At 39.9% G+C, this 11,960-nt stretch carries 8 protein-coding genes; 1 reads left to right on the top strand and 7 read right to left on the bottom strand.

Annotated features, from left to right (window positions below):
* A partial coding sequence (locus IM456_RS10245; RefSeq protein WP_287712774.1) for a Uma2 family endonuclease occupies positions 1-240 on the top strand: 240 nt, incomplete at its 5' end.
* 1 nt (position 241) lies between these two features.
* Here the strand turns inward: IM456_RS10245 and IM456_RS10240 are convergent.
* The 7 genes from IM456_RS10240 to prfC form a co-directional block, all read right to left on the bottom strand.
* Complete coding sequence (locus tag IM456_RS10240) at positions 242-883, bottom strand: OmpA family protein (protein ID WP_002777405.1); 642 nt, start codon at positions 881-883, stop codon at positions 242-244.
* A 6-nt stretch (positions 884-889) separates the two neighbouring features.
* Entirely contained in the window at positions 890-3,409 is a 2,520-nt protein-coding gene (locus IM456_RS10235) for a methyl-accepting chemotaxis protein (protein WP_287691676.1), read from the bottom strand.
* A 97-nt stretch (positions 3,410-3,506) separates the two neighbouring features.
* Positions 3,507-6,653 (bottom strand): tubulin-like doman-containing protein, encoded by a 3,147-nt coding sequence (locus IM456_RS10230; RefSeq protein WP_287691678.1) that lies wholly within the window; start codon positions 6,651-6,653, stop codon positions 3,507-3,509.
* A gap of 18 nt (positions 6,654-6,671) precedes the next feature.
* Positions 6,672-7,796, bottom strand: a complete 1,125-nt coding sequence (locus tag IM456_RS10225; protein WP_287691681.1) for a vWA domain-containing protein — start codon at positions 7,794-7,796, stop codon at positions 6,672-6,674.
* Positions 7,797-8,174: 378 nt separating this feature from the next.
* Positions 8,175-9,206, bottom strand: a complete 1,032-nt coding sequence (locus tag IM456_RS10220) for a GntR family transcriptional regulator (RefSeq protein ID WP_287691683.1) — start codon at positions 9,204-9,206, stop codon at positions 8,175-8,177.
* 284 nt (positions 9,207-9,490) lie between these two features.
* A complete protein-coding gene (locus IM456_RS10215; RefSeq protein WP_002796522.1) occupies positions 9,491-10,201 on the bottom strand; it encodes a lysophospholipid acyltransferase family protein in 711 nt (236 codons plus the stop codon).
* Between the two features lie 112 nt (positions 10,202-10,313).
* Positions 10,314-11,948 carry a peptide chain release factor 3 gene (gene prfC, locus IM456_RS10210; protein WP_002796521.1) on the bottom strand — a complete coding sequence of 545 codons (1,635 nt, stop codon included), beginning with the start codon at positions 11,946-11,948 and terminating at the stop codon, positions 10,314-10,316.
* Positions 11,949-11,960: the final 12 nt, after the last annotated feature.

Below are 11,960 nucleotides of genomic sequence, written 5' to 3'. Positions count from 1 at the left end.
AGGGGTGATAAATTTAATGATTATCAAACTCTAGAAAGTTTAGAGGAATATGTCTTAGTGAATAGTAAACACCAACGAGTAGAAACTTTTCGACGGGGTGAACAGGGTTTATGGATTCTGCAAACCTATCAGCAAGAAAGTTTTAGTTTGCAGAGTATTAATCTGACGGCATCTTTTCGGGATTTATACGAGGATGTCACCCTAGAAACGGTTAATTATTCCGTGGAAGAAATAGAATAAATCATTGTTTTTTACCGGGGGGAATAAAACGGATTTCAATTCTGCGTCTGCTTGCATCTGCGTCACGATTAACCGCAGCTAATTTACCCGATGGTAGGTATAACTGTCCTGCGGAAAAAGCTCGAAATTTGACGTTTTTGAGTTTACCTGTGCTTTCGATTTCTTGCACTACTGCTAAAGCTCGCATTAATCCTAAATCAGTGTTAGAACCGGGTACTAGCATTTTAACAGATTGTTTTCTGCTGGCAACCGATTCGATATTTTTATCGAGATTACTTGTCTTTTGTATTCCCTGTCCATCGGTGTGTCCAATTACTTGAATAAAGTCGATTTCTCTGTCTTTGGTAATGGTTTCGATAGCGGGAATAATGCGCTGACGAATATAGGTTTTTAAAGCAGGGTTTAATTCAGCACTTCCCGACTGAAATTTAAATTTTCCTGATTTTTCATCGATAACTATCGGGGTTGCTGTTTGCAGTTTTCGGTTAGCTTCCTCCAGTTTGCTGATGAGATTATAAGACTGAAAAAGTGCCAAGAGGAGAAATAAACTCAGAATCATGAAAGCATTGGACATTAAATCGGTAAATGCGGGATAAACATCCACCGATTTATCTTCATCCCGGTAGTAGGTACGTCTAGACATAATTGCTTAGAATTTGTTAGTGAAGTTATCAAATATGGTGTTAATGTCATCCTGAACATTTTTTTGAGTAGGATTAGGGATTGTCTCAAAAAGTTTTTCTATCTTATCCTTAAGTTTTTCTATCTTATCCTTTAAGTTAGAAAATTCAGAAAGTTCTTCCATCTTATTATTTAAGTTAGAAAAGTCAGAACGCATATCGTTAATTTTCTCCAGTTCTGCTAAACATTTGTGAATTTCTCCATAGATGTGTTCAATCATTTTTTGATTTGATTTATTTTCCTTAGCGATAACTTTCTCTAACTTATCTCGCAAAGATTCTAAGTTAGCAGTTAATTGACTGGTGTTGGTGTTCACTGCGTTAATTACTTGAGAAAAATCTGATTTAAGGCTACCAAATTGATTGGCTGTTTTCTCAATAGATTGGGAAACTGCTTTTAATTGTTCTGAGTTCTTAGTTAATTTATCATCAACTACCATCCCTAAGTTATTGCTTAAAAGGTTTAACTCAGACTGTAAGCTTTCCTTGACTTGAGTAACTTGCTCTGTCACTGTATCAATTAACTGAGACAGGTTAGCATTAGTCACCTCTGGATTATTACTAGAGCGCTCAATCACATTGGAAGCAGTGAGGATTTTATCGGAGGTTTGGGAGAGTCTTTCATCGAGACGATTGATAAGTTGGTTTCCTAATTGTTTCGACTCGGAGTTAAAACTGTCTTGATAGGTTTTCACAGTTTCGATTAATTTTACTAATTCTCCTTGAATGTTAGATAACTTTTCTTGTTCGGTGACTGAGCGTTGCTGATTTTGTTCTAGGATTGTCTCAGAGACTTGAGTAAGTTGCTCTGTCACTGTATCAATTAACTGAGACAGGTTAGCATTAGTCACGTCGAGATTATTACTAGAGCGCTCAATCCCATGGGAAGCAGTGAGAATTTTATCGGAGGTTTGGGAGAGTCTTTCATCGAGACTATTGATAAGTTGGTTTCCTAATTGTTTCGACTCGGAGTTAAAACTGTCTTGATAGGTTTTCACGGTTTCGATTAATTTTACTAATTCTCCCTGGATGTTAGATAACTTTTCTTGTTCGGTGACTGAGCGTTGCTGATTTTGTTCTAGGATTGTCTCAGATTTTTGATTCAAGTCAGTAATTTTTATTCCTAACTCAACCATAGTTGTCATGGAAAGCTGGAAGTCTTGAGTTAAAGAAGCTAGAGATTGAGTTGATTGGTTTAAATCTGTAGTAGAATCGGCAAACTGTTGATGAGCAGTCATTAAATCTGCGGTTGCTTGCACTAACTTATCAGCAAATTGACTACTTTCGATTTTTTCGGAAGCTTCCAGAAAACCTAGCGCACTATTTTGTAATTTTTGAGAAGATTCTTGGATATTTAAATACACTTGTTCTGCTAAATCGTTAGCTCTTTTATTACTGCTGATAATCTCCCCGATATTCTGCTCTAGTATTGCAGTGGATTGAGAAAATCTCCCTTGGGTTTCTGCTAAACTAGCGGTAAACCTTTCGATATTACCAGAGAAGTTACTTTTTTCAATTAACTCTGACGCTTGTTTAAAAAGCAGTACACTATTTTTTAGTTCCTGAGAGGATTGTGTAAACTCTCGGTTTGCTTGCGTGATAATTGGTACTTGCTCGTTAAGTTCAAAAGCTGAACGCTGAAAAGTCGTCGCACCGGTAGATAAAGTTCCCGCAGTTTCAGTTAATCTTTCACAAACCTGGGTGACTAACTTAGCGGTTTCCTGATTACCATCAGCAATTTCTTTAGCAACTTTCTCTAAAGAAGATTCTAATACTCTCGTCACCTCAGTATGAAAGTTAGTCAGAAATGCTTGCTGTTTATCCACCATGCGATTAACCGCTTTATCCAAGCGACTATTCCCTTCTACAGTCGGCTGCAAGATGTTATCTAAATAGTCTTCTAGGGAACTAATTAGATTTACTTTAGCAAGGTTGGTATTAAAGATTAAGTTAATCACAGTCAGTAAAGAACTACAAGCTAAACCAATTAAGCTAGTGATAAAAGCAATCCCCATACTTTCTAGGGGAGTTTTGAGCTTTTCTCCCAAACTTTGCACATCGACATTATTAATATCGATAAGTGTGCTGATTCCCGTCAGATTGAGAGTAATTCCGAGGAAAGTTCCCAACAAACCAAAAGCGAGGAGGAGATTGGGTAAGACTCTCACAAAATAATCCCATTTCTCGCAACTAAGAGATTTAGACATGAAAGTAAATTGTTCTTCATGGTATAAACCATCTACCAAAGCTGCGGTATTAACATCATCTAGTTGACTACTGGCTATCTTAAATCTATTCTCTAGATTAGAGATAATTTTAGGTGAACCCTTGAGACTGTTTCGCGGAATTAAACCCTTGACTTTTGCAGTTGAATCTTGGAGATATTTATAGAGAGTCATCCGGATTCTCACAGCTAAGACGGTGGGAAAAATAACCAAGACTAGAGTTAAAACAATCAGATAGGGGGGAAAAAGGTTAAGTAATGCCATGATAGTTATTGGATACCTCGAATTGTGGTTGATAGAGAGAGTGAGGGGTGAATGTTTCCTCAGATAGCTGGGGAAACATCATTAAGATTGATTAATTTTACCATTCATCAGTAGTGCTAACCTCTGCGGGTAAACTGGGTTGACTAATGTTATTGTTTGTTCCCAGTAAAGTTTGTTGCTTTTGCTGTTGTTTTTCGAGTTTTTTCTGTTCAGCAGCACGTTTTTCTAGTTCCATTTTCAGTTGATTAACAAAACGGGTGATAATTCCTTCTTTTGCCTCCTGTTGAGCATTTCCATCTTGTCCAGCTACCTTATCTTTGTAGCGATAATTAGGGTGATAGGAGGGTAAATTTTTGACATTGTTGACAAAATAGCTGACGTTCTGGAAATAATCACCCTCGTTAGTAAATAATAGAGGAGGATTAGCCAATATCTCATTTTTTGCCTGATTAAGCAGTATCTGTAAAGCATTAATCATGTCCTTACGAGAGGCAAATTGTTCTAAAGCAAGTCGCCAATTACCGCTAATGTCAATAATGGACTTATTGTTAAATAAATCGCCTTCGATGACTAATTGATAAGTATCATCTTCCTCATCGTATTCCAGTAAACCGAGAGCAATTGCGGGATAGAAAATAAACTCTAATTCCTCAATTAATTTGGCAGGTGGTGGGATAATATCAGCAAAATCTATCCTGTAATCATTGTGTAAAATGCTGATTCTCTTTTGGTCTTGATAGATTTTTTGCAACCCAGATAAATCAGTAATGATTCTTAGGGGAAACCCACCAAACTCGTAGGTAATTAGGATTTCTTCGTCCGTTTGAATTGATTTAAAAGAAGTTCCCTTAATATTTAAATCAGATTCGAGAGTCTTCATGAATCTTTGCATGGTGGGTGAATTATCGTCCTTAGTCCCAATTAGTAATGCTTTATCTGGTTCCAAGCGATAGTAAGCATCATTAACATTTATCGGTAACATTAAATCAGCTTCTCGCAGAATTTGCGCCAAGCGTTCAGGAAAATCATGGTGTTTATATTGACCCATAAATCGCTTAATTACTGCATCAATTTTATTAGTGCTTACTGATTGAAACTGTTTCTCGATTGTTGCTGTTAGAGTCTCTTTGAGAGTCTCATTATCAATAACAAAAGATTGACTAAATAAACTGAATAGGGAAGCATTATAGCCTAAATTATTGGTGACTTTTTGGCTAACGGAAATGTATTGAGTTCGGGAGTTACTGTCCGGGATACAGTTATCAATATTCTCCTCTGGGAAAATACCTTCCCCAGTCATCTCGTCGAGATTTAACTGCATTAACTCCTGTTCGTATTTATCGTATTCTGTGATTAGCTGATATAGGGATTCTTTCAGTTGTTGTATCTGCAGCATTCGACTGGAAATATGCTTGAGAATCGCTTCAACAATCTTTCTGGATTCCCCATTGATGCTGAAATTAAAGTTATGCTGAATTAATTTTTGTCCGCTTTGAACGTAGTCTCTTAACTCGGACTTGATTCTCTCGCTATTGGCATTTTTATTGAACATCTTGAAGACAGACTTTTTCCCGTTTATATCTTCGAGAGTTTGTTTAACATTTCGCCAAATGTTATCAATTTTTTCTGAGGAATGAAACCCTTTATTATCCTGAGATAATTCCTCTAGATTACCCTTGTAGGTATTAATCTGTACTTGTAAAGCGACCAAAAAAGATAGGCTATTTTCCAAAGAAAATTCTAGGCTATCAGGATTAAGAAGAATCTCCAAAAATTGGTCAATATCTGATTTAAATTTTTCGATTAACTTGGGTTGAGTTTGTTGGGTCAGAGTTAACCAGATTCCGCGACTGCTATCTGTTTCTCCCCCTTGTACTTTGCGAAACTCTTTTTCTAGGGATTGCTTGACGGTTTGGGGTAAATTCTCCAAATCTTGACTATTGGATATTTCTTCCTCTAGGGAATTTTTCCAAGAGGTTAAAGTCTTAGAAAAAGTTTTATTATTCTCTAGGGTTGCTTCTTCCAATCTGGCAGTAAAATAATCCTTATTACTTTGGGTACTCCAATTAGCTAGGAACTTACTTAATAACTCTTGTCCACTGGGACTTTGACCATATCCCTCTAACCAAAATTTAATTAATTTGAGACTAAAACGATTGAGACCAATCTGCACAATTCGGTCGCGAGTAAAATAAATCCTCGCTAGTCCAAAGGACATATAACCTTGACACATCTGAAAAGGATGATTATCTGGACTAATCATCGGGTTTTTATAGTTATCCCGATTACTTTTGATGGGGAGAGATAACTCATCGGCAAAATCCAAGAAAATCTTGTAAGCAATGACATTACATAATTTACCTTTGTTATTAATCCGGTAATCTCCCGCAGTGCGATTAGAAACTAAGTAGGCAAAATCAAAAGGAGAACGTTTTTCATCGATGTTGACGAAATTTTGTTTATCATAACAGACTTGAAAGGAATTACTTTCATTGGTATAATGGTCTAACTCTTTCAAAGCTGCATAGGTATTAGCTCTCATAATTGCGCCATCACCATAAAGTTTAGGACTAATTACCAAATAACCAAAGGATGTATATTCGTTGGTTTGTTGTAAAATATGACGCAAAGTATAGGCCACATCGAGGAAAATACCGCTACCAGTTCCCCCACACAAAGAACCGACAACAAAGACATTTAAACCCTCTTGGACATTAAAACTTTGACCATTAACTTTACCGCTAAACATAAAGGATTCATGACCAGAAGTTCGTCTTTCCGCTGCTTCAATTGCCTCTTGAATTTTTTGATAGTTATGGAAGAAAGCTAAACGACCGACGGGACGAATACCTCCCGCACCATTTTCAATGGCAGTTATTTGTTTTTTTAGTCTTGGGTCTAACCAGCTTTCAATATGGGAAAAGGGACTTTCAAAAAGGGTTTGGTGTTCAAGTTCATAGGTGAGATTGTTAACATCCTGAGCATTCATATTAATGAATACTCTTTCAGCAGCTGATAAAAGAATTTCTTCTCCGTGATAGCTATTTCCTGTAGGTAAACCCGAACCATTGAAAGCGTTTTTGTCTGTGTCAATATGAACAAAACTGACAACGGGTAGGTTAGATAACTTCCCGTATTTATCAATAATAAAGCGACGAATTCTCATTAACACATCTCGACCAGTACCACCTAATCCGATGATGATTGTCCGTTTGATAGCGCGGGTTTGACTGCTGTTAGCCATAGTTTAAATCTCCTGAAGTTATTTTTTACTAATCTGAATTTGTAGGTCGAAATCTTGATTGTTATGGTGATAGGTTAAAGTCAGGTAATTTTTATCTATCTTTACCTCCTGAGTTAGTTGATTACCTCGATAAAAAATCTCTGCTTGTTTAGTGGGTTTTAGATATAACTGATTACTGCGTCTTTCTAAATAGCAGCGAATTTCTTCCCCTGCATGAGAAAAGGTATTCTTCTTATGTTCTTCACCACCGATGTTAATTCTTTCGGATGTTTTTAAAATATATTTTTGGGTTTCATCTTCATCATCATTAGAGGAGACTTTAATAGTCCAAGCAGTATTTAACAGCAACCAGTGACGAATTCCCAAAATACTCGCTACTATTCCCCCAGTTCCCATTAATATAATTGCCAATGCTGGCAACCATAACTGACTCAAGAGATAAGGATTAATCAAACAGGTTTCTTGTCCTCCCGGTGCGGGAGTGCAAAACTCTTGTGCTGTGGGAGCAATATCGACAACTGATAGTTTATATTTATTGCCGTTAGTGGCAGTAATTTCTTGAGTTCTTAGATTAATTGGTAGGGAATTAAGCCAGTTTTGTCTCTCCAAACTTTCGGGAGCATCAGCAAGACGAAAAGGGCTATTTTTTGGGGTTTCTATCCACTGTTGTGAAGTAATCCCCGCAGCAGTAGAAAGGGGTGCATCGGTAATCCAAACTACCGACTGGGGTTTGATAGCTTGATTGGCAGTTAAACGACACTGATTTAAGCGTGCCAGTCGGGGATAAACGTGCCATTCTGCTCGCTGAATATCGGTATTTTTAGCACTTTGGCTAGATTGCCAGGGAATCGCTTTTAAAACCGCGTCTATATCTTCCTTTCCGCGAATTAAAATCGGTTCTGTAATCGGTTGAACATTATCAGCAAAGGGGAATAAATAAACGGAATCGTTATTTTTTAAACTATCGCGAATAATTTGACCGAGGCGCGTGCGTCCTTCATCATTAAAGTTAACACTACCGGTAAGATCGATCGCTAGGATAACATCTCGTCCCTGCCAACGAGCCACCAAATCTAATCCCAGTTTTTGCCAATCAGTAAGCGGTTCACCGGGGGATACCGTTAAACATTCAGCACTTTTCATCTAACCTCGTCCGAGAGTGAAAAATTGAGCTTATCCCTATTCTTGACCCATTGTACTAAAAAAGTTAATACTTCTTAAAAGTTTTTTTCGCTTTTATTCTCGATTTGCCCTAGGTTATTCTCAATAGTAACCATAGATTAAACTAAATTTTAAAGTTAAGCTGCCCGCGCATTTAAGTGGGTGAGTGGAATTAAATATAAGATGAACGTAGGTTGGGTTGAAGCATGAAACCCAACGCCAGCATGGGTTACGCTACCGCTAACCCATCCTACAAATAATTGTGCCTCCCTACTTAAATTGCTTGTTGAGATAAGGCAAGAGGTAACAGTAAAGGGATTGGGAGAGATTCAGAGGTTAAAATGTGTCCTAGCTTATCCTCTAACCACCTAATCCTAATTCTCGTCTGAGCAATTGAATTGATTTATCCCCAATATAATTATCACTACAGATAATTTCTGGCAGACGAATTAAATCCGATCGCACTTCCTTAATCAGATTTTTAATTAAAGTATAACTCGCTTGATCACTGATAATTGTCTGGGAAGTTCGAGCTAAAACTTTTAACTTATCCGTTTCATGAATTTGGGCAGACATAACTAATAAATCATCGCCCCGTAAACTATGAATTAAAATTTCGGCCACCTTAATAATACCGGTGCTAATACTGACAATCCCCAAACGGCTATCGGTGGGTAATTTTTTGATTAATGCCAATTCCTTGCTGTAATCGTAGATATCGATGGGAATGACTCGTAGGTGAAAAGGAGCGGCAATTTCCTCCGCCACACTGATAAAATAGCGACTGGTGACAACAGTGGCAGATTTAGTATTGGCTAAAACTTGGGCTAAATCCTCCATTGCCACTAATTGGACGGGAATTTTGAGGGATTGCTCTAATTCTCTCAACATTAGTTCCCCTGCACCCAAATCGTGACGGGGAATGGTGACAAGAACCTGAGAACTACACTGCGATCGCCAATCGATTTCCGCCAGTAATAACTCGCGAATTTGCTCTAAAGTTAAACCTTGAGCGAGAAAACCAGCCAAACTCTGGCGAATTAGTCGGCCTATTTCTGGATTTTGTTCCAATAGGGGCGAACCCGATAAATTATCGTTTTCATGCCCGCGAGCCTTGACATAAATCCCCGAACCTGCTATGGATTCTACTAACCCATCGTCTTCCAGTTGTTGATAAATTTTACTTATCGTATTACGGTGTAATCCCGTGATCATAGCTAGTTGACGGGTACTAGGTAAACGATGGCCAGGTGGATACTGACGAGAGGCGATAGCGAAGCGAATTTGGTCAAATAATTGCTTAGAGGCGGGTATTTCACTGTCTGGCTGGATTTGGAACTGCATCGGATCACTTCGCTCACAAACTACTTTCGCTGATGCCCATTCTATCATTAGACCTCCGGCAACAATCGGATATCTTCCCCGATCTGAGGGGTCTTCGAGGCAGTATTCAGGAGCCAGAAGCAGAAAAAAACAAGATGTTATACTAAATCCGTTGATTAACGCACAGAAAACGGGTTTCTCCGAGAAACCCGTTTTCTACTCATGCACTAATAACTAGATTTAGTATTATTTATTTAAACTAGAAAAGCCACTTTTTTGCTTAAAAATAGTTAAAACAATCATTTTAATCCGTCCCCGAAATTCTACTCATGGGGTAGATAGTCAACAGCTGATTAAGGTGAGCGATCCTCGTGGAGAAGTTTTAAGCGATCGCTCAAGGTTTTGGTTAAGCGGACAGTTTCCCGTTTTAGCGAATTTTGTTGATAATCAAGCACATTAATCCCTTGACCGATGTTTACTGTCGCTTCGCTTCCCCATCCGGGGTAAGGCTGATTATAACTAATGCTTACCGGCAAAATCTTGATATCTGCATCGGGTTTCATGGTCTTAACTTCCAACGCAATCCGCGCTACCCCCGGTTTAAGAGGATGAACCACTCGATCGCGACAGATACCCCCTTCCGGAAAAATCGCCACCATTTCCCCCGCAGCCAAAAGTTCGACGCTATGGACCAGACTACCCATACCGGGGTGATCGGTGTTGACGGGAAAACCCCCCAAACGTCGGATAAACCAACCTTGCACCCCTTTCATCTCGTTAGCGGAAACCATAAAGCGCAAATCGCGTCTACTAACTAAGCGTCCCACCGCGTAGGGTAAAATCAGCGCATCCCAACGGGAACGATGGGTAGGTGCAAGGATGACCCCCCCCGTTAGGGGAATATTTTCTTGGCCTGTCACCGTTATTTTGCCGAAAAAAGCCGGTAAAACCAGATAATTTCCCAGAAAATAACAAAAGCGAATTAAACAGGGATTAATTCGGGAATTGACAGCCGGACTTTTTCTAATGGTGAGGGACTCGTCAACGATAGTGCTTTGAGACATCCGAGTGTTAGGAAAGATCGAGACTTTCTGACCACTTCTACTTTAGTCTAGTTGTCTGGGGGGTCGCCATCTTGTCCTGACCAGTTCGGCAATTGTCTTGGGGGATTAAGGGTTAGGATTGGGGTTGCACTCCCGATCCTACCGGTGCGATCGAGTTTAATTGCAAAGAGGGATGATCTTCTTTGACTTGCTGTAAATTCCACTCATTTTTGAATAATAAGACGGGACGACCCCAGTAATCTTTGACAGTTAGAGTATTAAAGAGTTTACCTGCTTTTTCTAAAGCGGCCCAACCCCCGGCTACCCAACGGGCTAAACTATAGGCTAGGGGTTCGAGGGTAGTTTCGACTCCGTACTCGCTTAAAAGACGGAATTGCACCACTTCAAACTGTAATTGACCGACGGCGGCTAAAATTGGGTCGCGTTTAAATTCATCGATCGAGGATAATATCTGTACGGCCCCTTCTTCCTGTAATTCCGAGACTCCTTTTTGAAACTGTTTGAACTTGGAAGGGTTAGGATTTCTGAGATAGGCGAATAATTCCGGAGAAAAACAGGGAATCCCTTCGTATTCGAGCTTTTTACCCATATAAATGGTATCACCGATCGCAAAGACCCCGGGGTTATTCAATCCGATCACATCTCCGGGATAAGCTTCTTCAATAACTGCCCGATCTTGGGCAAAAAGTTTCTGAGGACGGGATAAACGGATAGTTTTACCGGTTCTAGCGTGGTTTACTACCATATCCTTCTCGAATTTCCCCGTACATACCCGAACAAAGGCCACCCGGTCGCGATGTTTGGGATCCATGTTTGCTTGCAGTTTGAAGACAAAACCGGTGAAATCGGGATAGGTGGGATCAAGGACACCGAGGGAGGAATTGCGTCCTCTGGGTGGCAATCCATAGTCGAGGAAGGATTCTAGGAATAATTTCACCCCAAAATTGGTCATGGCGCTACCAAAAAAGATCGGGGTCATTTCTCCTGCGTGGACTGCTGGCAGATCCAATTCTGCACCCAATTCCGAGAGCAGTTCTATATCCTCTTTTAACTGGTAATACAGGTCTTTTTCGAGATAATCCTCAATTTTGGGGTCGCCAAGCTCGATCACGGTTTCCTGCGCCTCCTGAGAGCCGTGGGAGCGACGTTCAAACAGGTGTATGGTCTGGGTGGCCCGATCGAAAACTCCCCGAAAGCGATCGCCAATTCCGATCGGCCAATTGACGGGATAGGTTTGTAATCCTAATTCTCGCTCGATTTCGTCCAATAAATCCAGAGGTTCGCGGCCGGGCCGATCCATTTTGTTAACAAAGGTAAAGATAGGCAACTGCCGCAGTTTGCACACTTCAAAGAGTTTTCTCGTTTGGGGTTCCAAACCTTTGGCCGCGTCGATTAACATCACTGCATTATCGGCAGCGGCCAGGGTACGATAGGTATCTTCGCTAAAATCTTGGTGGCCGGGAGTATCGAGGAGATTAATCTGAAAATCACGATAATCGAACTGTAAAACCGTGGAAGTAATCGAAATTCCCCGTTGTTTTTCCATTTCCATCCAGTCGGAGGTGGCTTTGCGTTGGTCGCGTCTTGCTTTGACTGCACCCGCTTGATGGATTGCACCCCCGTATAGTAACAGTTTTTCGGTCAGGGTGGTCTTTCCCGCGTCAGGGTGGGAGATAATGGCAAAATTTCGCCGTTTTTCCAAGACAGCTTCGCTGGTTTCTAGTTCTTTTTCAATTTCGGTCGTCATTCTAATTTCGAT

It is taken from the genome of Microcystis sp. M079S1, assembly GCF_020246425.1.
GTDB lineage: Bacteria > Cyanobacteriota > Cyanobacteriia > Cyanobacteriales > Microcystaceae > Microcystis > Microcystis aeruginosa.
This window is presented reverse-complemented; position numbering and strand designations above follow the sequence as displayed.

Excerpts from the sequence above, each read along its gene's own strand:
- IM456_RS10240 (WP_002777405.1), bottom strand. The coding sequence starts at position 883 with ATGTCTAGACGTACCTACTACCGGGATGAAGATAAATCGGTGGATGTT.
- IM456_RS10235 (WP_287691676.1), bottom strand. The coding sequence starts at position 3,409 with ATGGCATTACTTAACCTTTTTCCCCCCTATCTGATTGTTTTAACTCTA.
- IM456_RS10230 (WP_287691678.1), bottom strand. The coding sequence starts at position 6,653 with ATGGCTAACAGCAGTCAAACCCGCGCTATCAAACGGACAATCATCATC.
- IM456_RS10225 (WP_287691681.1), bottom strand. The coding sequence starts at position 7,796 with ATGAAAAGTGCTGAATGTTTAACGGTATCCCCCGGTGAACCGCTTACT.
- IM456_RS10220 (WP_287691683.1), bottom strand. The coding sequence starts at position 9,206 with ATGATAGAATGGGCATCAGCGAAAGTAGTTTGTGAGCGAAGTGATCCG.
- IM456_RS10215 (WP_002796522.1), bottom strand. The coding sequence starts at position 10,201 with ATGTCTCAAAGCACTATCGTTGACGAGTCCCTCACCATTAGAAAAAGT.
- prfC (WP_002796521.1), bottom strand. The coding sequence starts at position 11,948 with ATGACGACCGAAATTGAAAAAGAACTAGAAACCAGCGAAGCTGTCTTG.